Annotated in this window: 24 protein-coding genes and 1 pseudogene; 17 read left to right on the forward strand and 8 right to left on the reverse strand. The window is 53.6% G+C overall.

Translation table 11 applies throughout. The features are described 5' to 3' along the window. Positions 1 to 550 (reverse strand): annotated as a pseudogene (locus DPO_RS09695) (ISNCY family transposase); the annotation flags it as partial. A 230-nt stretch (positions 551 to 780) separates the two neighbouring features. Between DPO_RS09695 and DPO_RS09700 the strand changes: the two are divergent. The 13 genes from DPO_RS09700 to DPO_RS09760 all read left to right on the forward strand — a co-directional run bounded on the left by DPO_RS09700 (position 781) and on the right by DPO_RS09760 (position 13,632). Next, entirely contained in the window at positions 781 to 1,446 is a 666-nt protein-coding gene (locus tag DPO_RS09700; protein ID WP_006965691.1) for an amino acid ABC transporter permease, read from the forward strand. Continuing rightward, the gene (locus DPO_RS25675; RefSeq protein WP_006965692.1) at positions 1,443 to 2,165 is read left to right on the forward strand and encodes an amino acid ABC transporter ATP-binding protein; all 723 of its coding nucleotides are present in this window, start codon (positions 1,443 to 1,445) and stop codon (positions 2,163 to 2,165) included. The genes DPO_RS09700 and DPO_RS25675 overlap by 4 nt, the downstream gene beginning before the upstream one ends. Position 2,166: 1 nt before the next feature. Further along, entirely contained in the window at positions 2,167 to 3,348 is a 1,182-nt protein-coding gene (locus tag DPO_RS25680; RefSeq protein WP_006965693.1) for a M20 metallopeptidase family protein, read from the forward strand. Positions 3,349 to 3,466: 118 nt separating this feature from the next. Beyond that, positions 3,467 to 4,228 carry an IclR family transcriptional regulator gene (locus DPO_RS09715; RefSeq protein ID WP_006965694.1) on the forward strand — a complete coding sequence of 254 codons (762 nt, stop codon included), beginning with the start codon at positions 3,467 to 3,469 and terminating at the stop codon, positions 4,226 to 4,228. Positions 4,229 to 4,418: 190 nt separating this feature from the next. After that, the gene (gene panB / locus DPO_RS09720; protein WP_006965695.1) at positions 4,419 to 5,273 is read left to right on the forward strand and encodes a 3-methyl-2-oxobutanoate hydroxymethyltransferase; all 855 of its coding nucleotides are present in this window, start codon (positions 4,419 to 4,421) and stop codon (positions 5,271 to 5,273) included. A 5-nt stretch (positions 5,274 to 5,278) separates the two neighbouring features. Further along, positions 5,279 to 6,226, forward strand: coding sequence for a hypothetical protein (locus DPO_RS09725; RefSeq protein ID WP_006965696.1), 948 nt, complete (start codon positions 5,279 to 5,281; stop codon positions 6,224 to 6,226). Positions 6,227 to 6,246: 20 nt separating this feature from the next. Then, positions 6,247 to 7,410 carry a pyridoxal phosphate-dependent aminotransferase gene (locus tag DPO_RS09730; RefSeq protein ID WP_006965697.1) on the forward strand — a complete coding sequence of 388 codons (1,164 nt, stop codon included), beginning with the start codon at positions 6,247 to 6,249 and terminating at the stop codon, positions 7,408 to 7,410. Continuing rightward, positions 7,407 to 8,582, forward strand: a complete 1,176-nt coding sequence (locus DPO_RS09735; RefSeq protein ID WP_006965698.1) for a M24 family metallopeptidase — start codon at positions 7,407 to 7,409, stop codon at positions 8,580 to 8,582. The genes DPO_RS09730 and DPO_RS09735 overlap by 4 nt, the downstream gene beginning before the upstream one ends. Before the next feature lie 11 nt (positions 8,583 to 8,593). Next, the gene (locus tag DPO_RS09740) at positions 8,594 to 9,796 is read left to right on the forward strand and encodes a M20 metallopeptidase family protein (RefSeq protein WP_006965699.1); all 1,203 of its coding nucleotides are present in this window, start codon (positions 8,594 to 8,596) and stop codon (positions 9,794 to 9,796) included. A 62-nt stretch (positions 9,797 to 9,858) separates the two neighbouring features. Then, positions 9,859 to 10,914: a TRAP transporter substrate-binding protein DctP gene (gene dctP / locus DPO_RS09745; RefSeq protein ID WP_006965700.1), complete on the forward strand. Its 1,056-nt coding sequence runs from the start codon at positions 9,859 to 9,861 to the stop codon at positions 10,912 to 10,914. Positions 10,915 to 11,031: 117 nt separating this feature from the next. Further along, a complete protein-coding gene (locus DPO_RS09750; protein ID WP_006965701.1) occupies positions 11,032 to 11,607 on the forward strand; it encodes a TRAP transporter small permease in 576 nt (191 codons plus the stop codon). Then, positions 11,604 to 12,893: a TRAP transporter large permease gene (locus DPO_RS09755; RefSeq protein ID WP_006965702.1), complete on the forward strand. Its 1,290-nt coding sequence runs from the start codon at positions 11,604 to 11,606 to the stop codon at positions 12,891 to 12,893. The genes DPO_RS09750 and DPO_RS09755 overlap by 4 nt, the downstream gene beginning before the upstream one ends. A gap of 13 nt (positions 12,894 to 12,906) precedes the next feature. Further along, positions 12,907 to 13,632, forward strand: a complete 726-nt coding sequence (locus tag DPO_RS09760) for an aspartate/glutamate racemase family protein (protein WP_006965703.1) — start codon at positions 12,907 to 12,909, stop codon at positions 13,630 to 13,632. Between the two features lie 22 nt (positions 13,633 to 13,654). On the opposite strand, the gene DPO_RS09765 is transcribed toward DPO_RS09760, so the two are convergent. The 4 genes from DPO_RS09765 to DPO_RS09780 all read right to left on the reverse strand — a co-directional run bounded on the left by DPO_RS09765 (position 13,655) and on the right by DPO_RS09780 (position 17,338). After that, complete coding sequence (locus tag DPO_RS09765; protein ID WP_006965704.1) at positions 13,655 to 14,386, reverse strand: FkbM family methyltransferase; 732 nt, start codon at positions 14,384 to 14,386, stop codon at positions 13,655 to 13,657. Positions 14,387 to 14,592: 206 nt separating this feature from the next. Next, positions 14,593 to 15,081 (reverse strand): 4Fe-4S dicluster domain-containing protein, encoded by a 489-nt coding sequence (locus DPO_RS09770; protein WP_006965705.1) that lies wholly within the window; start codon positions 15,079 to 15,081, stop codon positions 14,593 to 14,595. A gap of 21 nt (positions 15,082 to 15,102) precedes the next feature. Beyond that, the gene (locus tag DPO_RS09775) at positions 15,103 to 17,043 is read right to left on the reverse strand and encodes an aldehyde ferredoxin oxidoreductase family protein (RefSeq protein ID WP_006965706.1); all 1,941 of its coding nucleotides are present in this window, start codon (positions 17,041 to 17,043) and stop codon (positions 15,103 to 15,105) included. Positions 17,044 to 17,062: 19 nt separating this feature from the next. Then, a complete protein-coding gene (locus DPO_RS09780; RefSeq protein WP_006965707.1) occupies positions 17,063 to 17,338 on the reverse strand; it encodes a hypothetical protein in 276 nt (91 codons plus the stop codon). 265 nt (positions 17,339 to 17,603) lie between these two features. On the opposite strand from DPO_RS09780, the gene DPO_RS09785 reads away from it, so the two are divergent. Next, a complete protein-coding gene (locus DPO_RS09785; protein ID WP_006965708.1) occupies positions 17,604 to 18,095 on the forward strand; it encodes a 4Fe-4S dicluster domain-containing protein in 492 nt (163 codons plus the stop codon). Positions 18,096 to 18,129: 34 nt separating this feature from the next. Next, on the forward strand, positions 18,130 to 19,389 hold the full coding sequence (locus DPO_RS09790; RefSeq protein WP_006965709.1) for an NAD(P)/FAD-dependent oxidoreductase: 1,260 nt from the start codon (positions 18,130 to 18,132) through the stop codon (positions 19,387 to 19,389). A gap of 2 nt (positions 19,390 to 19,391) precedes the next feature. Here DPO_RS09790 and DPO_RS09795 read toward each other — a convergent pair whose 3' ends face one another. The 3 genes from DPO_RS09795 to hutC form a co-directional block, all read right to left on the reverse strand. Beyond that, on the reverse strand, positions 19,392 to 19,664 hold the full coding sequence (locus DPO_RS09795) for a MoaD/ThiS family protein (RefSeq protein ID WP_006965710.1): 273 nt from the start codon (positions 19,662 to 19,664) through the stop codon (positions 19,392 to 19,394). Between the two features lie 234 nt (positions 19,665 to 19,898). After that, positions 19,899 to 21,434: a histidine ammonia-lyase gene (hutH, locus tag DPO_RS09800; protein WP_006965711.1), complete on the reverse strand. Its 1,536-nt coding sequence runs from the start codon at positions 21,432 to 21,434 to the stop codon at positions 19,899 to 19,901. After that, positions 21,431 to 22,159: a histidine utilization repressor gene (hutC, locus tag DPO_RS09805; protein WP_006965712.1), complete on the reverse strand. Its 729-nt coding sequence runs from the start codon at positions 22,157 to 22,159 to the stop codon at positions 21,431 to 21,433. Before hutC ends, hutH begins: the two co-directional genes overlap by 4 nt. Before the next feature lie 153 nt (positions 22,160 to 22,312). Here hutC and hutU point away from each other — a divergent pair, with 153 nt between their 5' ends. Both hutU and hutI read left to right on the forward strand, forming a co-directional pair. Then, the gene (gene hutU / locus DPO_RS09810) at positions 22,313 to 24,028 is read left to right on the forward strand and encodes a urocanate hydratase (protein WP_006965713.1); all 1,716 of its coding nucleotides are present in this window, start codon (positions 22,313 to 22,315) and stop codon (positions 24,026 to 24,028) included. A gap of 61 nt (positions 24,029 to 24,089) precedes the next feature. Then, the gene (gene hutI / locus DPO_RS09815; protein ID WP_006965714.1) at positions 24,090 to 25,358 is read left to right on the forward strand and encodes an imidazolonepropionase; all 1,269 of its coding nucleotides are present in this window, start codon (positions 24,090 to 24,092) and stop codon (positions 25,356 to 25,358) included. Positions 25,359 to 25,392 lie beyond the last annotated feature (34 nt).

Here is a 25,392-nt window from a genome sequence, read left to right on the forward strand (position 1 = left end):
TCAAAAAGCAGGTTGATGTCTGTGGGAAAATGAACATCGGTTTCAACAACGAATGAGTCACACCGTCCCATCAATGTCTCATCGTCCGAAGTTTTTTTTTCATCAGAAGTTTATGACCTACTTGTACAACCAGGGTGTTGATTTTATCAAGAACGTCAGGTGTCAGAAGCCTGACATTATCTTTCAGGGTCTGAAGCGGATAGGTGATGTCATCGTCCATCATACCATGTCCCAGCATCTGCCTTAATGTTCTGTGGTTGTTCACCATCTCCTGGAGCTTATCGTAATCCCAATTGCAATTGAGCCGGATGGTGCCCATCACAAGGATTTTCCACAGGTCCATTCCCGGACGTCCATTTCTGGAGTCAGTGTCTTCCGGAATCACATTTTTGAGGATGGCAAAAACTTTTTCTCGCAGATCTTGATCGCAATAGATATGCTGGAGCCCCAAAAGCAGCTTGGGAATTTCATCCCTGGCCCTCATGTCAAGTTTGATTTGGTCGATAGGGGTCTGCCCGAATGTCATTTGTGGTTCAAAAATTTTACGCAAAACAACCTCGAAGTTTTGTTTGGGTGTTGAAATTTGAATTGCTTTCGATTTCTCTCGTTTGTTAAAATCTCGTTAATTATTAATAGGTTATATTAACACAGAAATCAGTAAAAATCAACAAGCAATTCAATTATAAGTAAAAATTTCAAATAAGTTTTAGCCGTCATCCCCTTGAAAAACGTGGCGTTCTGAGTTTTCGGTCAGACACTATTTAGGGGAATCATATCTTTATGGGTTTTGACTTTAAATACAGTGTCATGTGGGAATCGGTACCAATGCTGCTGGTGGGCATGAAACTCACCATTCTGATCACCATTGCCGGCCTTGTGATCGGTTTTGTCTTAGGGGCTTTGACCGGACTTTTGAAAATCTCCAGGAAGCTTTTGTTCCGCAAGCTGGCAGGGATATACATTGAAAGTATCCGCGGCACCCCCATCATGGTGCAGGTCATGTTTATCTATTTCGGGCTTCCCATGGCCCTGGGAATGCGGATTCATCCCATGGTGGCCGGCATTGTTGCCATTGCCGTCAATTCAGGTGCATATATCGCTGAAATAGTCAGGGGGGCATTTCAATCCATTGATCCCGGACAGACCGAAGCCGGCAGATCCATCGGACTGACCCATTTCCAGACCATGTATTACATTATCTGGCCCCAGGCCCTGAAACGCATGATCCCTCCTTTGGGAAACCAGTTTATTATCAGCCTCAAGGATACCTCTCTTCTGGTGGTGGTGGGGGTCGGCGAACTGACCCGCACCGGTCAGGAGATCATAGCCGGCAATTTCAGGGCCTTTGAAGTGTGGCTGACGGTCGCTCTGATGTATCTTGTGATGACATTGTCTCTGTCACGGCTGCTGAATTATTTTGAAAAAAAGATGGATATCAACAAATGATCAAAATCAAAAATTTACATAAAAATTTCGGCACGCTGGAAGTGCTCAAGGGCATCGATCTTGATATTTCCCAGGGCGAAGTAACGGTTATCATGGGACCCAGCGGATCCGGGAAAAGCACACTGTTGCGGTGTATCAACCGGCTGGAGGAGATCACCTCGGGAACCGTTATCGTGGACGGGCAGGATATCATGGACAAAAATACCAATATCAATATGATCCGCACCGAAGCCGGCATGGTATTTCAGCAGTTCAACCTGTTTCCCCATAAGACCACCCTGGAAAATGTCACCCTGGGCCCTTTGAAGGTCCGCAAAATGTCCGGACCGGATGCAAAAAAACTGGGCCTGCAGCTGCTGGAAAAAGTGGGCCTGGCTGATAAGGCAAATACCTATCCCGACCACTTGAGCGGGGGGCAAAAACAGCGGGTGGCCATTGCACGGTCCCTTGCCCTGCGTCCCAAAGCCATGCTGTTTGATGAACCCACCAGTGCCCTGGACCCGGAACTGGTGGGAGAGGTTCTCGAAGTGATGAAGCAGCTGGGCCGGGAGGGAATGACAATGGTGGTGGTGACCCATGAAATGGGATTTGCAAAAGAAGTGGCCGACCGGGTCATTTTCATGGATGATGGAATCATTGTCGAAGAAAATACCCCCAAAGAGATTTTTTCCAACCCCCAAAACCTCCGCACACAGGGATTTTTGCGAAGTATTCTTTAAAATGGAAATCAAACAGCACATTGAAAACCTGACACCTGAAATCATTGCCATGCGGCGGGATTTTCACCAGCACCCGGAACTGGGTTTCCAGGAGTTTCGCACCAGGGACCAGGTAAAACATTTTTTGACAAAAACCGGAATACCGGTTAAAGAGATGGCAAAAACCGGTGTTGTGGGACTGCTTAAAGGGGACAGGCCCGGCAGAACCATTCTGCTCCGGGCAGACATGGATGCCCTGCCGGTGACAGAAGAGACCGGCCTTGCCTGGCAGTCAGCAAAAAAAGGGGTGATGCATGCCTGCGGCCATGACGGCCACATTGCCATGCTGCTGGGGGCAGCCAAGGTGCTCAGTGAGCTCAAATCCCGTATCAGCGGCCAAATTAAATTTGTTTTCCAGCCCAATGAAGAAGATGCCGGCGCCTGGCTCATGATCAAAGAGGGGGTTATGGAAAATCCCCCTGTGGACGCTGCATTCGGATGCCATCTGTGGTCCCAGATTGATACCGGTACCATCGACATCCGGCCGGGACCGGTGATGGCTGCCAGCCATTACTTTTCCCTGACCATAAAGGGAAAAGGCGGGCATGCCGGATTTGCCCATGAATCCATCGACCCGATCTTTGTTTCATCCGCTGTTATCCAGGCGGTCCAGGCAGTTCAATCCAGGGAGATCAATGCCCTGGACCCGGTGGTGGTCATGTTCACTTCTGCCCATGCCGGCACCGGCAGCAATACCATTGTCCCTGATGAAATGACGCTGCAAGGCTCTTTGCGGGTACTTTATGAGGGAGGTGAACAAGACATCAGAAAACGGTTTGAGCGGATTGTTGCACATACCTGCCATGCCCACCGGGCGGATTACCATCTTGCATTCAAAGTGGGCAATCACCTGCTGTCAAATGATGATGCCATGGTGTCCCTTGTCAGGGCTGCAGCCAGGGAGGTGACAGATGCCCCAAACCGCGTGACAGGGACTGTCCGGACCATGGCAGGGGAAGATTTTTCCGATTTTGCAACCCGTGTACCGGCGGCATTTGCATTCATCGGTATAAAAAACACGGCAAAAGGGATTGTCTTTCCCCATCACCACCCAAAATTCGACATTGATGAGGCCATGCTGTCCAAAGGAACAGAGCTGTATGTACGCACCGCCCTCGCCTATCTGGCAAAAGCAGGAATATAGTGGTTTCTCCTTGACATGATTTACATACTTGCCATAATAAGTATCATTTATTGAAACACCCGTCTTTCAGGGCGTGACATATTGCTGAAGTGAACTGCATATGGTGGAACGTAACAACATGACAAAAAAAAAATACTACAACATCGCCTCCCTTGAAAAAGGCGTCCGGATGCTGGAGCTCCTGGCGGCCCACGGGGAGTTGAGCGTGAGTGAGGCAGCCCGGCTCATGGACACCAACCGGGCCGGCAGCCACCGGTTCATCTCCACCCTCAAGGACCTGGGGTATGTGGAAAAAAACAGCAGCAACAAGTACCAGCCCACCTTGAAGATCATGGCCCTGGCCCAGAAGGTGGCGGACCGGTTCGAGATCCGGCGCATGGCCAAACCCCATATGCACCGGCTGTCCATACTGTACAAGGAAACCATCAACCTGGGGCTGTTCAAGAACCAGGAAATCATCCACATCGACAAGATCGACAGCCTGGAGGTGCTCCGGATGGATTCGGCCTTAGGGGACAAGGCCCCGGCCTACTGCACCGGACTGGGAAAATCCATTTTAGCCTTTCTGCCGGACCATGAACTGGATCACTATCTGAACACGGTGGACCGACGGCCCCTGGCCCCCAACACCATCACGGACAAGGATGAGTTCCTCCAGGAGCTGTCCCGGATCCGCCAAAACGGCTTTGCCATAGATGATGAAGAGATGACCATCGGGCTGCGCTGCATTGCGGCCCCTATTTTTGATCACAACCATTATCCTGCCTATGCCGTCAGCATTTCAGGACCGGCCATGCGCCTGACCCACCGGGCTCTGGAAGAAATAAAACCCCAGATTCTCAAGGTGTCTGAAGACCTGTCCCATAAAATGGGCAGTTGATCAAGGACTGATTCCCCATCCTGCATTTCTTTTATTTTTCTGTTCTTGCCTCTTAAAACCCACACCTTAAAAAAATATGTAAAAAATCCTTGACAAAGCCGGGGGATTTTTTTTATCACTAAAATGTCACACTATAAAAACAATCGTCACATCATATGTGACATATCTTGAATATTTTTTTGGAGGCAGCATGAAAAAGAAAAAACTGACCCGATGGGACCTGCAGAACAAAAAACAGGCCGGAGAAAAGGTCGTCTGGATCACGGCCTATGATTACTGGAACGCAACCTTTGCCGAAGCCGCAGGCATGGATATGATCCTGGTGGGAGATTCTTTGGGCATGTGTGTATACGGCTATGAAGGTACGGTACCCGTAACCATGGACCAGTGTATTGTCCACAGTGAAGCCGTGCGCCGGGGCGCTGCAAACACATTTATCATCGGCGACATGCCGTTTTTGTCCTACCAGGTCAGTGTGCCGGATGCGGTGCGCAATGCCGGCCGGTTTCACAAGGAGGCCGGTGTGGATGCCATCAAACTGGAAGGCGGCAAGCGGGTATGTCCCCAGATTCAGGCCATTGCCGACGGCGGTATGCTGGTCATGGGCCATATCGGCCTCACCCCCCAGAGTTCCGGTCAGCTGGGGGGATTCAAGGCCCAGGGCAGAACCGCTGAAGCTGCCGAAGAACTCATCTCCGATGCCAAATCGATCCAGGAATCCGGGGCCTTTGCCCTGCTGGTGGAAGCTGTTCCCCCGGAGGTGTGCGGGATCATCAGAGACACATTGACCATTCCTGTGTACAGTATCGGAGCCGGTATTACGGCTGACGGCCAGCTCATGATCTCATCCGATGTGGCAGGGGTGTTCCAGGCATTCACCCCCAAATTTGTCAAAAAATATGAAAGCCTGGGGGAAAAAACCATCCAGGCATTTTCCGCGTACAGACAGGATGTGCTGGATGGCAATTTTCCGGCACCGGAACATACCTATAAAATGAAAGAAGGCGAACTGGCCAAACTCAAAACCCTTTTACAGCAAGGATAATAAAAATGAGCGACGTATTGAATAAGATCAGAGATTTCATGGAAAAACAGGGGATCCCGGGACGGGACGGATATGATCTGGCAGCATCCGGCAAGGCCTTTGCCGACGGGGCCAATTTCAGAATTGAAATTGCCGGCGTTGAACGGGCCACCACCATGGAGTCCATGATCAAGGAGGCTGACCGCAGAAATATCGTCATCCACCGGGCCATTGCCGCGGTGGGCGGCTCCACCTACTGTGACTTTGCCGAACTCAAGGACATGGCCCAGATGGCCAAAGACGCTCAGATTGAAGTGATCATGACCGTTGGCCACCGCAAGGGCTGGGATACCGGCGCCAAGGAGATGACGACCAGTGAAGGCCAGATGCAGGGGTTCCGCCTCAGAGGATCCGACAATATCTCATTTCACATCGCTGATATCATGCGCAACATTGAGGCCGGGTTCCGGGGGTTTCTGGTGTATGACGAAGGGGTGCTGTTTATCCTCAACAAGATGCGGGAACAGGGTCTGATCCCCAAAGAAACCATATTCAAGTTTTCCGTATTCGGCGGATACTGCTCCGCTGCCGGCGCCAAGGTCGTTGAAAGCATGGGGGCCAACTCTTTGAACCCCATTTCCGATGTATCCCTGCCCATTTTGTCTTCCATCCGAAAGGCGGTTAACATTCCTCTGGATATCTACACCATTATCGTGAACTCATTCGGCGGCAACTTTCGGGGGTATGAATGCCCGGAAATTGCGAAAGTGGCCTCCCCGTGCTATTTTAAATTTGAGCCCGGCACCTCGGAGGGTGATATTTACATGCCCTGGGTGACAGAGGCATGGCATGCCGGTTTTATCAAGGAAAAAGTAAAGATCGCCGCCATTGTGATGGAACTGATGGAACGGCATGCGCCGGAGATGAAAACCTCTCCAAAAGGGGCCAAAGATCTGGTTTTAACCAAACCCTGAACCATAGCAGGACACCAATCATGGATATAGAAAAATTATTTGCAGCAAGAAACCAGGGGGTGGAATGGTCCGGCATCCGCATCATGTTTGCCATGGCAGACAAGATCGACGGTGTGGTGAACTTGGGGATCGGTCAGCCGGATTTCGACACCCCGGAACATATCAGGGATGCGGCCAAATCCGCTTTGGACCAGGGATTCACGCGATACCCCCCGGCCAGCGGATTTGCAGATCTCAGACAAGCAGTGGCAAAAAAACTGGCCAAAGAAAACAAGATCCAGGCAGACCCGGATTCGGAAATCTTTATCTCTGTAGGCGCCATGCAGGGGATCTTCAACATCATGCTCCATCTGCTGAACAAAGGGGATGAGGTACTGGTGGTGGATCCGGGATATGACTACTACTCCCAGATCCGGCTGTTCGGCGGGGTGCCGGTGCGCATTGCCGCCAGAGAAGAAAACCGATTCAAGATAGACCCCAAAGAGGTGGCACAGGCCATCACGCCCAGAACCAAGGCGTTTATCCTCAACACCCCGTCCAACCCCACGGGCGCCATCTTTGACAGGGATATCCTGGAGCAGGTGGCCGCCATCTGCCAGAAACATGGAATTATTGTCATTTCCGACGAACCCTATGAGCACATCCTGTTTGACGGCAACAACCATGTTTCCATCGGCAGCCTGGACGGGATGCAGGATCTCACGGTTTCCATCTTTACTTTGTCCAAATCCTATGCCATGACCGGCTGGCGGGTGGGATATGTGGCAGCCCATAAAGCCATTGTCGCAGAGATGGAAAAGCTCATGGAACATATGGTCTCCGGGGTCACCAGTGTGGCCCAGCGGGCCGCCCTGGCCGCCATTGAAGGATCCCAGGACTGTGTCAAACAGATGGTGGAAAGGTATGCGAAACGCAGAGATCTTCTGATCAACGGTTTGAACCGCATCCAGGGGATCTCCTGCATCAAACCGGAATCCACGTTCTATGCGTTTCCCAACATCTCCTCATTCGGCATGTCCTCCTGGGAATTTGCCCGGCACATGGTGGAAAACCACAAAGTGGCCATGGTGCCGGGATCCATTTTCGGGGAGAACGGCGAAGGATATGTCAGAATCTCCTTTGCCACTAGTTCGGCAAATCTGGAAGAGGCATTGAAACGCATCGAAAAAGGAGTACCCAAATGACCCTGTTTTCCCGCACGGAATATATGGACCGCATCCAACGGACCAAGGCCGCCATGGCAGACCGGGGCATCGGACTGCTGGTGGTGTGTGATCCGGCCAACATGAACTATCTCACGGGATATGACGGCTGGTCCTTTTATGTGCCCCAGGCCGTCCTGGTGATCGATGACCAGGAGGAACCCGTATGGATCGGCCGGAACATGGATGTCAACGGGGCCTTGCATACCGCGTTTATCAAAAAAGAAAACATGATCGGATACCCGGATGACTATGTCCAGTCAGATGTCAAACATCCCATGAACTTTGTGGGAGATGTCATCAAACAAAAAGGATGGGACAAAAAAGCCATTGGTGTGGAAACCGATGCCTATTACTACACGGCCCGAAGTGATGCGGAACTGAAAAAAACCCTGGGAAAAGACACCCTGGCAGACGGCAACCTCCTGGTGAACTGGGTGCGCATCATCAAGTCGGACGCAGAAATCGCCCTGATGAGCCAAGCCGGGAAAATTGCGGAAAAGGTGATGGCCACGGCTTTGGAAAACCTGGTGCCCGGCAAAAGAGAATGCGATGCCGTGGCAGCGGTATTCCAGGCCCAGGCAGCGGGAACGCCCGAATTCGGCGGGGATTATCCGGCCATCGTACCCATGATGCCCACGGGAGAAAAAACCTCGGCCCCCCACCTGACCTGGACGGATGATCCCTACCAGGCCGACCAGGCCGTGAACCTGGAGCTGGCCGGGTGCCGGCACCGGTACCACTGCCCCATCGCCCGCACCGCGTTTCTGGGACCCAACCCGCCCCAAAAACTGTCGGATCTGGCCGACATCACCGTGGAAGGGTTGAACCTGACCCTGGACACCATCAAACCGGGCATGACCGGCGAAGATGTCGAGCGGGTATGGCGCAAGCATATCGCCAAAAAAGGGTTTGAGAAAGAATCCCGCATCGGCTATTCCATGGGCCTGAACTATCCGCCGGACTGGGGGGAACACACGGCCAGCCTGCGGCCCGGAGACAAAACAATACTGGCACCGGGCATGACCTTTCACATGATTTTAGGCATGTGGATGGACAATTTCGGGTTTGAATGCTCGGAATCCTTCCGGGTCACAAAAACCGGGGCCAAAACCTTTGCCAGGTTTGACCGCAAACTGTTTGTCATCGACTGAAAGGTGAATCCATGAACCCAGCCCCGGCCAATCAGGCAGAACTAGACCGGCAGATCAAGGCACTGGAACCGGAAGTGATCCGGCTGTACCGGCACTTTCACCAGTATCCGGAACTGGGGTTTAAGGAATTCAGAACCGCTGAATTCATTGAAACCTATCTGGCGGATCTGGGACTGGACCCGTTCCGGTCGGCCGGCACGGGTGTGGCCGCCGTGCTGGATTCAGGCAATCCCGGGCCCACGCTCATGCTCAGAGCCGACATGGATGCCCTGCCCGTGACCGAAGCCGCGGGTCTGGATTTTGCCTCGAAAAACCCTGGGGTGATGCACGCCTGCGGCCACGACGCCCACATGGCCATGCTGCTGGCAGCGGCCCGGGTTCTGACAGACCACGGCACCGTGTTAAAAGGAAAGATCAAGCTGGTTTTCCAGCCCAACGAAGAAGCCGCCGGGGCCATTTACATGATCGAAGAAGGCATCATGGAAAACCCGAAAGTGGACGCAGCCATGGGGATTCATATCTGGAGCCAGATTCCTTCGGGACAGGTGGGCATTTCCGCCGGCACGGTCATGGGCGGCCTGGATGTATTTAAACTCAGAATCAAAGGCAAAGGCGGCCACACGGGCTATCCCCATCAGGCCGTGGATCCGGTGATTGCCGCCGCCGGAGTCATCCAGGGGGTCCAGGCGATTCAGACCCGGGAAATGGATGCCAGAGAACCCACCATTATCATGTTCGGCAGACTGAACGCCGGGGAAAAAGCCAACATCATCCCGGAACATGCGGATCTGGAAGGCACTATCCGGTTTCTGACGGCCCTGCCCGAACACAGCCCGGACAATCCCACCCAGAAGTTCATCCGCATCTGTGAGCACATCTGTGACGCCCACCGGTGTACCTGTGCCATTGATATCAATCATGAAAACATTCCCCTGGTCAATGATGAGCACATGGTGAAGATGGCCCGGCGGACCGCAGCCAGGGTATTTGGATCTTTAGATGCCGTGGTGGAATCCCGGTATATCGCCAGCGAGGATTTCAGTGAATTTTCATCCCGGGTACCCGGCGTGTTTTTGTTTCTGGGATGCGCCGACCCGGCAAAGGGCACGGATGTGTCCCATCATCACCCGGCATTTGCCATTGACGAATCCGTTTTAACGAAAGGAGTGGCCTTACATGTTCATGGGGCACTGACGTTTCTGAACCAGACATGAAACGCGGACCATCCCGTGGACTCCCGATATTTTTTACCCCTAATCCCAAAAAGGAGAACACCATGAAACGAACACTCACCAAACTGGCAGTCATTGTTTTCGCAGGGATATTCTGCCTGACCGCAGCCCCTGCCTTTGCTGAAAACTACACGGGCAAACCCATCCTTGCCAAACTGGCATCTGAAGAGATCGAAGGCGATTTCATGACCGTGTGGGCAAACAATTTTTCCGATCACATGAAAGAATGGACTGACGGCAAGATCAACATTACCGTGTACCCCTACGGCACGCTGGGGGCGCTTGGCGATATCAACGAGCTGGCACAGATGGGGGTGGTGGAATATGTGTTTTCCGATTACGCCTGGATCAGCGCGTTTGTCCCCCAGGCCCAGGTGCTGGCCCTGAACTATATCTTTCCCACAGAAAACGTGCCTGAAACCATTGACTGGATCGTACGCAACGGCAAGTTTTTTCCGCTGCTGGAAAAAGCGTTCCGCGACAATGATCTGGTGCCGCTGGCCGTGATGTTTGAAGGATGGCAATGGGTTTCCTCCAACAAGAAAATCACCTCCCTGGCCGACATCAAGGGCCAGAAACTGCGGGTAATGTCTTCCAAACTCCTGGTGGAGGATTACAAGGCCTATGGCGCCGTGCCCACGCCGATGGATTACGGCGAAGTATACTCCGGTCTGCAGATGGGGCTCATCGACGGCCAGGTCAACCCGCTGTTCGCCATCTACAGCATGAAGTTCTTTGAAGTCCAGAAATACGTCACCCAGCTCAAGAGCGAACCGTTTCTGGGGATTCCCACGGTCAACAAAGAATTTTTCGACAGCCTGCCCCAGAATGTGCAGGACGAGATGAAACGGTTCTGGGTGGATGCCATCATTCCGGCCGGCAACTGGATCATGGAACGAAATGCCTCTGACAAGGAAAAAATGCTGGCCGCCAAACCGGACCTGGAGTTCAATGAACTGGACGATGATGCTATCGCCGAATTCAAAGCAGCTGCTGAAACCGTGTATCCCAAATTCACCGAAATCGGCGGTGACGGGGCCGACGAAATTCTGGAAGCATTGCTGGCGGATATCGAAGCAGCCAAAGCCGCTTTAAAGTAACCGTTTGTTAAAGATAGACAGGTCCCGGGTAATCATCGCCCGGGACCTGTCTGACAACAGCCCGGTGCCTCTTTCAGTCCCGGGGCGCATCGTTCATTACCGCTGGAAAGGAACCCTATGGACCCAAAGCAGAAAACCCGCAATCCCCTTCAGCAGCTCAATCACAATATCGGTGTGGTGGTCAACAGCCTGGAGGTCTCCATCCTGGTGATCTGCGTGGCTGCCCTGGCCGTTCTGCTCATAGCCAATGTATTTGCCCGCACCTTTTTCTCCAGTATCTATTTTGCCGAAGAGATTTCCCGGTTCCTGGTGATGCTCATCACCTTCACCGGGGTGAGCTATGGCGTGCGAAAGGCCCGGCACATCCGCATGGGCGCGTTTCTGGATGCCATGCCCCCGAAAATGGAAAAAACCTTTATCATGATCATCTGCCTGATCTCCGCCGTGGTCATGGGCATCATGTGCATCGCGTCCTGGGAGTACCTGACCAACGCCATGGCCAAGGGACACATGACCCCGGCCCTGCGGGTCCCCAAATGGACCTTTTACGTGATCATGCCCATCGGTTTCGGCCTGGCCGCCATCCAGTATTTCCGCACCATCATCAAAAATTTCACGGAATCCGACCCCTGGCAGTCCCCGGACCAGCAAAGTGAATACGAAGATGAAATCATCGGAGGGCCCCGACCATGATGATGTTCGGAATCAGTCTTCTGATCATGCTGTTACTGGGATTTCCCTTTATGGTAACCCTGCTGGGCTCCTTGATCCTCTACATTGCCGTGTATATGCCCGAGTTCGCTCCGAAAATGCTGGTTACCATGGTGCAGCAGGTGATTGCCGGTGTCACCCCGCCGGCCCTGGTTTGCGTACCCATGTTCATCCTGTCCGCCTCCATCATCACTTCCGGAGAATCCGCCACCCGCCTGATCCGCATGATCAAGGTGTTTGTGGGCCATCTGCCCGGGGGGCTGCCCATTACCACCAACGCCTCCTGCACTCTGTTCGGGGCCGTGTCCGGATCCACCCAGGCCACGGTGGCGGCCATCGGCGGCACCATGCGGCCCATGCTCCTGGAGGCCGGTTATAAAAGCTCTTTTACCCTGGGGCTGATTATCAATTCCAGCGACATCGCATTTCTCATCCCCCCCAGCATCGGGTTTATCGTTTACGGGGTCGCCACCTCCACCTCCATCGGCATGCTGTTTCTGGCAGGCATCCTGCCGGGACTCATGATCCTGGTGATGTTTTCCATTTACTGCTATGTGTATTCAAAGGTCACCCACGTGGGCACACTTCCCAGAGCCTCCATGGCCGAACGCATCGATGCCGTCAAAGGAGGCCTGCCCGTCATGGGGTTTCCCGTCATCATCGTAGGCGGCATCTACACGGGTATTTTAAGCCCCACGGAAGCGGCGGCCGCAGCCGTGTTCTACGCCCTGATTTTGGAAATCATTGTGTTCAGAAGCCTGACCCGGGAACGGATCATTGATGCGTTTCTCCAGACCGGCGTGATCACCGGGGTGGTGTTCATCCTGGTGGGGGCCGGCCAGGCATTTTCCTTTCTCATCGGGTTTCTCCAGCTGCCGGACCAGCTGCTGCCGCCTTTGTTCGGCACGGATCCTTCCATGCTGCGGGTGATCACCATTGTGGTGGTGGTATATTTTGTGGCCTGCATGTTTGTGGACCCCATTGTGGCGATCTTCATTTTAAGTCCGGTGTTCCAGCCCTATGTGGTCGGGGCCGGCGTGGATCCCATCCTTTTGGGTACCCTGGTCACCCTTCAGGCCGCCATCGGATCGGCCACCCCGCCATTCGGATGCGACATCTTCACGGCCCAGCTCATTTTCAGACGTCCCTATCTGGAAGTGATCGGCCATGCCCTGCCCTTTCTGCTCATCCTGATTCTGGCAACAGTTCTGCTCATCACTTTTCCCCAGATCGCGCTGTTTCTGCCCAATCTGGCCATGGGGGGATAATCTGGAGAACAAAATGAAATATACCATCAAAAATCAGCAGGTATCCTATGGAGAAGCCATCGGCATTCTGCTGCTGGATTCGGTGATCCCGTTCATCCCCGGGGATGTGGCCAATGCCACCTCTTATGATTTTCCGGTGCGGTTCAAAAAAGTGCCCGGATTCACCGTGGCAAGGGCCGTGGGCAAAGACGACACCGTTTATTCAGATCTGCTGGCCGCGGCCCGGGACCTGGCTGCCAACGGGGTCCGGGCCGTCACCGGGGACTGCGGATTCATGGCCCTTCATCAGCAGCGGCTCCGGCAGGATCTGGGTTTGCCTGTATTTCTTTCCTCTTTGTTCCAGATTCCCTTTATCCGGCACCTGATCCCGGCCGGCACGGGCATCGGCATCATCACGGCTGACAGCCGGAGCCTGACCCAAAATTTTTTCGAGACGATCGGAATTTCTTTCGGCCCGGACTTTTTGATTTCCGGCATGGAATCCTGTCCGGAATTCGCCTCAGCCGTCATGGATGAAAAAGGCACCCTGGATGCAAAAAAAATCGAACAGGAAATCGTGACAGCCGCCCGGAACCTGACTCAGCAAAACGCCGGGGCCATTCTCCTGGAATGCAGTGTGCTGCCTCCCTATGCCTGGGCCGTGCACCATGCCACGGGCCTGCCGGTGTTTGACACCATCACCATGATCAATTATGTGTTTTCTGCCCTGGAACCACACCATTACAAAGGATTCATGTGACAAACAGGTATTAGCTTAAAACTTAATCCTTAAAACTTAACCCTTTCATATAAAATTCCGGATGTATAAAGATATAATTGCGATGATGTTCGTTTTTACGTCTATAGGGGAATTTATCAAACCGGCTGCAAGGTATCATCTTTTTTTTGAATGAAAAAAAACCGTCATACCTCAGAGATGTCAGATATGAAAAAAGGTCTTGTTTTCGGGCTTGTTCATGATGGCATTCAAAAAGCAGACAGGGCTTGTCTCTTTCCAGCAAATGACGGGCTCCTTTGAACACATCGTGTTCATGGCCTTCGACATCGCATTTTATGAATGCCACATCCCTGAGCTGGCCTGCATAATCATCCAGTGTGGTCACGTCAACAGTCACAGTCTGCCATGTGTCCACCCGTTGATTTTTATTCAATGTTGCCCCGCCTGACCCCGGCTCAGCCCTGTAAAGTGCCATCACCCCGGGTTCACTGGACAATCCTTTTCGCACGATGGAAAGATTATCCATTTTAAATGCGGATTTAAGCCCCATCAGATGAGTTTCAAGCTCCGGCTGGGGTTCAAAGGCGACCACTTTTCCCGAGGGACCCACTTTTTTTGACAACCAGTAGGAATAAATGCCTTTGTTGGCGCCGATATCAATGACAGTTTTTCCTTTGAGATTCAACTTCAGAAGAAAACAGATATCTTCTTTTTCCGTATTGAGGCGGTAATGCCAGGCACTGTGAATCATGTGCAGCTTTTGAAAAAAATTCATCGGTCTTCCTTTTGCATTGCATTTATGCAGCCGCACAAAAATATCATATATAAAGCCAAAGTCAATGAGTTTCAGATGCCGGCTTTCTCCGGAAAAACCGGACACAACAATTCCGGATTACGCCAAAAAATCAGGGCCCGGTTTTGATAAACCAGGCCCTGATATCAGTCTCAATGATGTGTGGATATGTTACCGGTTACCGGGCGTTATCCCAGGGCCACGGCCTGCCGTTCAGCCGCTGACTGCCGGGCCGCGCCTTTGCGTTTCTTCTGGGATGAAACCCGGTCCGCAGACACATATTCCAGGGCATTCACTTCGCAGAATCTCACACACTGGGGATCGCCGCCGCACAAATCACACTTGAACACCTGGTGTGTGGTGTCATTATATCCCATGGCGCCGAAAGGACAGATCCCCACACAGGACCGGCACCCGATGCATACCTCGTGATCCACTTTTACAAACCCGAAATCCGGGTCCCTTGAAATGGCCCGTACCGGGCACACATTCATGCAGGGCGCATCTTCACACTGTTTGCAGATCACCGGGATATAAATCCCTTCCTGCTCCCATTTCACCACCTGGATCCGGCTTTTGGCGGGATTGGAAACCCCTTCGTGCATGACTGAGCACACCTGTTCACACAGGCGGCACCCCGTGCATTTATCTGCATCAACTGTCAGAAATTTATCCATGATTTTCTCCTTGGTTATGATCTACAGCAACCGGGTGGGTTCGTTTTCCAGGCCCAGTCGCGTCAAGGTTTCAGAAGTGGGTACCCCGTCATTGTCCCAGCCGTGGTGTTCGTAGAACTCATCGATCATGACATTGAATTTGTCTCTGTCGATTCGTTTTCCGATGACATCGGGTGCGCCTCTGCGGCAGGGCTCATCAAAGTACCGGTGGTTCAGGGTATCTCCTTTTTTGAGATCATTGCGGGTTAAGCCTTCTCGAAGGTTGAACAGCCGTTCCAGGTTGTTGCACCGCTCCGCCGCATCCCAGATCTCTCTGGGCGTGAATTCCAGACCCGTGTTGTAGTAGATCACCTTGGGCCAGTCCTCGAAATTGGGAAGCGTGGCCCCTAAAAACACGGTGTGGTATTTGCAGATGCCTAAGCAGTCCACGGCCATGTACACATTTTCCTGCCAGAACACCTGCCAGGGTTTACCGATATATTCCGTGTGCTCGGAAGACAAGGGCCCGTCATAGGGCACGGGGGAACTGTAAATTTTTCTGAGAACCGGTTCCGGCAGATGATACAGATCGATGGCCGGCCGGGACCGCAGATGGTCCGATCCTCTGGAGGCCGTGGCGATATTGAGCGCCAGGCCCGGGGTGGCCCGTTCATCCGAGTGCAGATTGTTCATACCCTTGACCTGAATCAGATAATCAAAGGCATTTTTGCCGATCTTTTCAGCTGCCGGGATTCCGCCGTCGGCCAGGACATTGCCCAGCCATCCCGTGCGGGTACAGATGTTGTGCACCATCTGAAGCAAAGCCTCATCATTGCCGAACCGCAGATCCAGGCCTTCGGTTTCCTTGGTGGTGAGAATCCCCAGCTCGTAAAGTTCCATGGCCCAGGCGATCATGCTGCCGATCTCCAGGTTGTCCACCCCGTACTGGTTCACCAGATGGTTGCCCGTGAGCACGGTTTCAATACTCTTGCAGTCCGGTTCTGCGCCAAACGCCCCCAAAGAGGTGTATTCCGGGCCTTCATCATATTTGCCCTTGTACAGCCCGGACTGAATCTTGTACTGGGCCCGGCAGTGCACCTGGCATCCGAAACACCCGGTCATGTGATGGGGCCCCATGGTTTCAGCGGCATAATCGTCAATGGCTTCGGGCTCGATCTCATCGGCATATTCCATCTGGTTGTACTGGAAATTTCTAGTGCGCACCCCGCCCCAGCAGTTGGTGGCCCCCCAGATGAACGGCGTGCCCAGGGCGCCCTGGATCTGATTGACCTTGGCGCCCGTGATCTGGTCGATGAATTTCTTGTTGTGTTCCAGGGCATCCACGGGATGGGCGATCTTGATGTCCATGGTGCCTCTGACCGCCACGGCTTTAAGATTTTTGGACCCCATGACACAGCCTAAGCCCGTGCGGCCTCCGGCATTTTTGATGCCGGTCATGACGCAGGCATAGGTCACCAGATTTTCACCGGCCTGGCCGATGACCATGCTTTTCACTTCTTCATCATCCAGCTCGTCTCTGATGGCCCACTGGGTATCCGTGCTGTTTTTTCCCCACAGGTGGCCGGCATCCCGGATCTCGATTTCTCCATTGTGAATCCACAGATACACGGGTTTGTCCGCCTTGCCCGTGATGACCAGGTGATGAAATCCGGCCCAGGCCATTTCCGGGGCAAAAAATCCCCCCATATTGCAGGACCCCAGCAACCCGGTCAAAGGCGACTTGGCCATGACATGGGTCCGGGCTGTGGCAGAGGCGCATGTGGCCGTAAGCAGCCCGCCGCTGACGATCATCGGATTTTCCGGTCCGATGGGATCGCACCCTTTGGGCGCATGGTTATATAAAAGGTAAGCGTCCATTCCCCGGCCGCCGATAAATTTTTTTCTCATTTCCAGAGGAATGGGCTTGATCTCCACATCCCCGGTGGTCAAATTGATGTAGGCTATTTTGCGGTCCAATGCCATGTGTTGTTCCCTCCTTGATCTATTTGGAATCGCTGTCAGACGTTCCCAGTTTTTTCTCCAGGGTTTCCTGGACCAGTTTCCGGTTGACATCCCAGACCGGACCCCGGATTCTGGGCAGTTCCGGTGTCACCCAGAACAGACGATAGGTCATGCCGCAGGTGGGACAGGTGATCTGCTTGCTGCCCGGCGACGGGGTGAGCCGGCCCATGCAGCTGGGATTGTGGCACCTGACTTTACCGAACGTTCGGGTGCTGCGAAGCGATTCAGATGAAGAGACCCTTTCTTTATCTGCCATGTTATACTCCTTTGATAATGGGGTTGGCGGCCTTTTGTTCAGCCACCTGAAAACGTTGCCTTACCACATCAGTTCATTATTATGAATTTCTATATCAGAGATTCATTAAATGTCAACCCATTTCTTAACAAAAATAACCATATAATTCAATGTGTTTATTTTTAATTTGACATGCCGGGCCATTCAGGGTACAGGTAAAAGGAAAAATTTTTGTTCACTATGTTGAATTTTAACCCCTGACCGGAACAAAAAAAGGACTTACATTATGAACATGCGGCGAGAACAGCTTGCCATTGATCCTGAAAAATGCACGGGATGCCGGCGATGCATGATTGCCTGTGCCATGAAGCATCACGGCCGCATTGATCCGGATCTTTCCAGAGTGAATATCATCGGGCTGGATTCAAAGGACCTGAATGTGCCAGTGATCTGCATGGCCTGTGACACGGCCCCGTGCATCAAGGTGTGTCCCATGAACGCCCGGATCCGCCAGGCCAACGGCACGGTGACCACCAACACCGATGTCTGCATCGGGTGCCGGGCCTGTGTCTATATCTGCCCGGTTGGAAGCCCCCGGATCAATCCCTATACCGGCCGGACCATGACCTGTGACATGTGTGAAGGTGAAACCGAACCCTGGTGCGTGGCTGCCTGCCGGCAGGAAAAAGCGTTGACCCTGTGTACCCAGGGAAGCGTGCCCCATCGTGCGGCCCGGAAGGCGGCCTCCAAAACCAAACAATTTCACACCGGTGGATGAATGTAACAACAATGATGGATAAAGGCAGGATGTTATGAAACTTGTGATTATCGGAAACGGCATTGCCGGCAACCAGGTGGCGTTTGATGTGCGAAAAAAAGATCCGGATGCTCAGATTGTCATTCTTTCCGCTGAAGATGTGCCGGAATATGATCCCTGCTCTCTGCCCTATTTTCTCGGGGGAGAGTGCGGCCGCATGGATGTTTTCAGAAAAACGTCAAAAGATTATGTCGATGGGCGCATCGAATTGTTATATGACAGCAAAGTGGTGTCCATTGACCCTGAAAATAAAACCGTCACCCCCCACACGGGTGAAAAGATTGAATATGACAACCTGGTGCTGGCCCATGGCGGGGATCTGTTCATTCCGCCCATTCCCGGCATTGACACCCCGGGCGTGTTTTCATGCAAACAGCTCGGGGAAACCCGGAAACTGGCAGCTCACAAAGGCACCCGTGCCGTGGTCATCGGTTCCGGCGCCATCGGGATCGAAGCGGCCGAAGCATTGAAGCGAAAAGGGTATGAGGTGTATATCATCGAACTGATGGACTGGATTCTGCCTTCTTTGTTTGATGAACCTACAGCCAAACGCCTGGAAAACGAGCTGACCGGGTACGGTATTCAGGTGTTCACCCACGAAAAGGTGCTGGAAATAAAAGGCGCGGGGCAGGTTATCGCCGTGGTCACGGACCGGCGCACCATAGACTGTGACACCGTGGTAGTGGCCACGGGCGTGGTGCCGGGAACGGCCCTGGCACAGACCGCAGGCATCGAAACGGGCCGGGGCATCCAGGTGAACCGGCAGATGCAGACCAGTGTACCCGACATCTATGCCTGCGGCGACTGTGTGGAAACCATTGATGCCTGCACCGGGGAGATCGCCATGTTCCAGCTCAAGCACAACGCCATTGAGCAGGCCCAGGTGGCGGCCCGGCACATTCTTGGCGAACCGGTGCGGTATCTGGGGGCATATGCCTTTGCCCGGGCCCATTTCTTTGACACCCATGCCGCTACTTTCGGCAAGACCCAGCGGGCTTTGGATTGTGTGTTCGGTGACAAGCGTATTGTGGAACGGGAAGACCAAAACAATTACCTGCGGGTGGTGATGTTGGACAACCGGATTGTGGGGGGCCAGGCCATCGGCACGTTTGCCGATGAGCTGGGGCTGCTCATCGGCGCCATGTGGCGGAAAGATGATTTTCTGGACATTGCCGCCAAAATGAGGACCCTGCCCAAAGGCGGGGCCGTACATGCCTGGCCCATGGTCCGGCTGGGGACCCTGTTGGGAATGTAAGCCTATCCCCCGGCCAGAAATGTGATGATCTGGATGTCATCCCCGGGGGCCACCGGTTTTTCCAGCTCGCCTGGGAACGCGCTTTCCGCGTTCAGATAGATCTCGATATGGCCGTGTAATCCGCCTTTTTTATCAAACAATTCTTTTTCCATAGCCGGGTACTGCCGGATCAGATCCGCCAGTGCCCGGCCCACGGTATCTCCGTTCACCTCAACCGTTTTGTTGCCGTCTGTATGCTGCCGATGAACCAGATGAATATGAACCATCGCTGTCATGTTTGTGTCCTTTTCACGGCACGGATGACCGTGATGCCATGAGTTTCTTAAAAAGTTTTAAGTGTTAGGTTTTAAGTTTTAAGCCAATACCTGAGAGCTTATATTTTTACCATCTGTCAGGGGTTTCTCAGGCCATGATTGTTTATATGAAAGCCCCTCAGCCACTGATTAAAAGTATAGACCGGGAAGTATCCCTTAAAACTTAACACTTAAAACTTAAAACTTCCATAATATTTAATACAGTTTCCCCACAGCCGATTCCACAGCCCTGACAATGGCCCCGTCTTCCAGCAGGGCCTTGACCGTGGCAATGTCTTTGGACAGCTGCCGGTCTTCTTTCATATAATCCACATGCTGCCGGATGGTCCGGTAGGCGGCCAGGGTCCCTTCCCCGGCCTTGATATTGGTGAACAGATCAATGGCCTGGGCCCCGCACAGCAGCTCGATGGCAATGACGTTTTCCGTGTTCAACACAATGTCCCGGCATTTTCGGGCCGCAAACGCCCCCATGGACACGTGATCCTCTTTGTTGGCTGAGGTGGGAATGGAATCCACGGATGCAGGATGGGCCAGGCCCTTGTTTTCCGACACCAGGGCTGCAGCCGCATACTGGGCGATCATGTAACCGGAATTCAATCCCCCGTCTTCTACCAGAAACGCGGGCAGCCCCGACAACTGGGGATTGACCAGGCGCTCGATGCGCCGTTCCGAGATATTGGCCAGCTCGGCAATGGCAATGCCTAAAAAATCACAGGCCAGGGCCAGGGGCTGGCCATGGAAATTGCCCCCGGACAGAAATTCTTCGGATTCCGGAAAAATCAGCGGGTTTTCCGTGGACGCGTTCATCTCCACCCGGATCACCTTGTCCACATAGGCAAACGCGTCCCAGGACGCTCCATGAACCTGGGGAGAGCATCTCAGCGTATAAGCGTCCTGGATCCGTGAACAGTCCTGGTGGGAAGAGATGATTTCCGAATTTTCCGTGATTTTGAGCATGTTTTCCGCGGCCATGATCTGGCCCGGATGGGGCCGTGCCTGATGAATCCTGGGATCAAAAGCCGTCCTTGTTCCCATGAGGGTTTCCAGGCTCATGGATGCGGCAATGTCTGCATGTTTGCACAGATTCAAGGCATCATGCAGGGCCAGACACCCTAAGGCGATCATGAACTGGGTCCCGTTGATCAGGGCCAGACCTTCCCCGGCCGCCAGTTCCAGGGGCTTTAAAGACCTTGCTGCCAGGGCGTTGGCTCCGGACATGCGCTGCCCGTCCACAACGGCTTCGCCTTCGCCGATCATCACCAGGGACAGATGGGCCATGGGTACCAGGTCTCCGCTGGCCCCCACGGACCCTTTTTCCGGGACCACGGGCACGATTCCTTTGTTGAGCAGGTCCGCCAGCATCTGGATGGTTTCCAGACGCAGCCCGGAATTGCCCCGGCAGAAATCATTGATGCGCAGGGCCATCATGGCCCTGACCACATCTTCGGGCATCTCTTTGCCCATGCCGGCGGCATGGGACAATAAAATTTTTTTCTGAAGCCGTTTTGTATCGGCATAGGAGATGGGCACATCAGACAACGCGCCGAAACCCGTGGTCACCCCATAAATGCGTTCCCCCTTTTTCACCCAGGTGTCCACCAGGGTCCGGGCTTTATGAATCCGCGTTTTGGAAGTGTCGGCAATGACCGCCTGCCATTGGTTTCTGGCAATACCCACCAGTTCTTCCAGTTGAAAATTGTCGCCGTCCAGAACAATGGTTTTCTGATTCATTGGATTGATCTCCTGTTGAAGGTGCCTTTCAATTGATACCGAAACCCCGGGGATATCATGGTACTGTAAGTGGCCACCCGATCAAAGGACCAGGTGCGCCGGGTCAGGCGCAGACAGGGTTCCGCCGCATCGAGCCGCAGATGTTTGAGCACATGGGCCGGGCAGCGCACGGCTTCGATCACATGCTCCGCCGCCTGGACCGGGGCGGTCTCCAGCAGATAATCACTGGGGGTGATCCGGGTATAGTCCTGGTCCAGATAATCCGGGGCCACTGCCGGGTTGATATATCGTTCCGAATACTGGACTCCGACCCCCCGGTCTTTATGCAGCAAAATGGAATGAAACACGGTATCTCCGGGCATCAGGTTCAACCGGGCCGCAATCTCCTTATTTGCGCTCTCTTCAGCCAGCAGCAGCACCTCACAGGTATGACTCCCGCCCCAGTCGGCAATTTCTCTGGCAATGCTTTTGATTTCCAGCAGGGCTGCATCGGGTTTGGGACGGGCCACAAACGTACCTACCCCCTGAATCCTTACAATGCGCCCTTGTTCAGCCAATTCCTTGAGAGCTCGGTTGGCGGTCATCCGGGAGGTGTTAAAGCTTTGGGACAATTGCGTTTCCGATGGCACCCGGTCATCCGGCTTCAAAAGCCCGGCATCCATTTCCCGGATCAGAGACTGCTTGATCTGTTCATACAACGCCAGCGGACGTGATGATATTTCCACACGGCATCCTTATTTTAGATGTTTGTTATTAAACACAGCTTATCTGTTCATAAATCATGGATACACAAAAAAACTTGACATCCCATCTATACTTGTATAGACAAGTAGTAGCCAATCCACTCTGAAATGTCAACACCTTGCGGAGGAAAAAAAATGACCCCCAAAGACCAATTATTAAAAGATCTGAAGATCGGCTGCGGCAAACCCCGGCCCGTGAAAGCCCCCACAGGCAGTCAGCTCCACTGCAAGGGCTGGTACCAGGAAGCAGCCCTGCGCATGCTGTGCAACAACCTGGACCCGGACAACGGGGAGAACCCGGATGAACTCATAGTATATGGCGGCTTGGGCAAGGCCGCCCGAAACTGGGACTGCTTTGATGCCATCATCAAAACCCTGCTGGATCTGGAAAACAATGAAACCCTGCTGGTGCAGTCGGGCAAACCTGTGGGGGTTCTGACCACCCACACCGCCGCCCCCAGGGTCCTCATTGCCAATGCCAATATCGTGCCCCACTGGGCCAACTGGGGCACTTTCCATGAACTGGACAAAAAAGGCCTGATCATGTACGGCCAGATGACGGCCGGGTCCTGGATCTATATCGGCACCCAAGGCATTTTGCAGGGCACCTATGAAACCTTTGCCGCTTTAGGCCAGAAGCATTTCAAATCCGATCTGACCGGCAAAATCGTGGTCACGGCCGGCCTTGGGGGCATGGGCGGAGCCCAGCCGTTGTCCGTGACCATGGCCAACGGGGTGGCCATCTGTATCGAGATCGATCCTTCCCGTATTGCCCGGCGCCTGGAAAAACGGTATCTGGATGTGGAAGCGGACGATCTCGATGCCGCCATTGCCATGGCCCGGAAAGCCGCAGCCGACCGCAAACCCCTGTCCATCGGACTGTGCGCCAATGTGGGGGATATACTGCCCGCCATGATTCAAAAAGGATTCATTCCGGATGTGATCACCGACCAGACCAGTGCCCATGATGAGCTCAACGGGTATTTTCCCGCAGGGCTCTCTTTTAAAGACGCGTTGACACTGCGAAAATCCGATCCAGACACTTACAAGGATATGGCATTGAACGCCATGGCAGACCATGTCCGGGCCATTCTTGAAATGAAAGACAAAGGCGCCATCGCCTTTGACTACGGCAACAACCTGCGGGCACAGGCCATGAAAAAAGGGGTGGACAATGCCATGGACTATCCCGGATTTGTACCGGCCTATATCCGGGATTTGTTCTGCAAAGGCGAGGGCCCGTTCCGGTGGGCGGCCCTGTCCGGGGACCCAAAAGACATCAAGGTGACGGACGACGCTTTGATGCAGCTGTTTCCCAAGAAAACCAAAATGATCAACTGGCTGAAAATGGCTCAGGAAAAAATAGAACATATGGGCCTGCCTTCCAGGATCTGCTGGCTGGGATATGGCGAGCGGGAAAAAGCGGGAAAACTGTTCAATGACCTGGTGCGCACCGGAAAAGTCAAAGCCCCCATCGTTATCGGCAGAGATCATCTGGACTGCGGGTCCGTGGCATCGCCTTTCCGGGAGACCGAAGCCATGAAAGACGGGTCCGATGCCGTGGCGGACTGGGCCTTGCTTAATTGCATGACCAATGTGGCCTCCGGCGCCACCTGGGTATCCTTCCACGATGGCGGGGGTGTGGGCATCGGGTATGCCCTGCATGCAGGCCAGGTCACGGTGGCCGACGGCACGGATGAGGCGGAAATCCGGGTCACCACGGTGCTTCGCAACGATCCGGGCACGGGCATCATCCGGCATGCCGATGCCGGGTATCAGACTGCCATTGATGTGGCCAATGAAAAAGGGGTCAAACTGCCCATGATCAACATGCATGGTGAGCGACCCTGACCGCATCTGTCTCACACAGGCCGCTGCGCATATCATTTGGAATCCAGCAAAGGAATGATCCATGACCACTGTCCCTGACAACAAAAACCCGTTTCCTGAAAATGTCGACCAGTTGTTCTTAAACTGCCGTGTGGCCACCATGGCCCACGGCCGGTATAATATAATTGAAACCGCGGCCCTGGCCGTGGCCGGCAATAAAATCGCCTGGATCGGGCACATGGATGCCCTGCCCGACCCCGTTTCTAACACTGCCCGGAAGACCGACTGCAAAAACCGGTGGATACTGCCCGGGTTTGTGGACTGCCACACCCACCTGATCTGGGCCGGGTCCCGGGCAAAAGAATTTGAAATGCGCCTGGCCGGGGGATCCTATGCCGATATTGCAACCGCCGGCGGAGGCATTTTCTCCACAGTCAAAGCCACCCGGGCCGCAGATGAAGACACGCTGTTTGATCTGGCATCCCGGCGCATGACCCATTTTCTGACCCAGGGCATCACCACGGTGGAGATCAAGTCCGGTTACGGCCTGGATCTGACATCGGAACTGAAAATGCTGGCTGTGGCCGGCCGCCTTCAACAGGCGTTTCCCCAGCATATTGAAGTTACGTTTTTGGGGGCTCATGCCGTGCCGTTGGAATTTGCCGGCCGGTCAGATGAGTATGTCAGACAGGTCATGGATGTGATGCTGCCTGAAGTCAAACACCAGGGCATTGCCACATGCGTGGATATGTTTTGTGAAAACATCGCTTTTTCCAGAAAACAGACCCGGCAGGTGTTTGAAAAAGCCAAAAATCTAGGGTTTGCAATTAAACTGCATGCCGAACAATTGTCGGATTCCAGCGGTGCGGCCCTGGCGGCACAGATGGGGGCGTTGTCCTGTGATCATCTGGAATACCTGTCTGATGAGGGGGCAAAAAAAATGGCGGATCATGGCACCGTGGCCGTGCTGCTGCCCGGCGCGTTTCATTATCTGAAAGAAACCCGGGTGCCGCCCGTGGAAACGTTCAGACAACTGGCCGTTCCCATGGCCGTGGCCACGGATCTCAATCCCGGGTCCAGTCCGGTTTTCAGCATGTTGCCGGTGCTCAACATGGCCTGTCTTCTGTTCGGATTGACCTGTGAACAAGCCCTGGCCGGGGCCACCTTTCACGGGGCCGCGGCCTTAGGCCTGGCAGACTGCAAAGGCAGCCTGGCACGGGGAAAGGATGCGGATTTTGTGATCTGGGATGTGGACACACCGGCGGATCTGTGTTATCTCACGGGAATCACACCATTGAAGCAGGTGGTCATCGGAGGGAAACCCATCCACCCTGAAAATGAAAGGACTTGATTTCCCCCGAAAGACCCCTTGACACACCGGAGAT

It is taken from the genome of Desulfotignum phosphitoxidans DSM 13687 (assembly GCF_000350545.1).
In the GTDB taxonomy this organism is placed as follows: Bacteria; Desulfobacterota; Desulfobacteria; order Desulfobacterales; family Desulfobacteraceae; genus Desulfotignum; species Desulfotignum phosphitoxidans.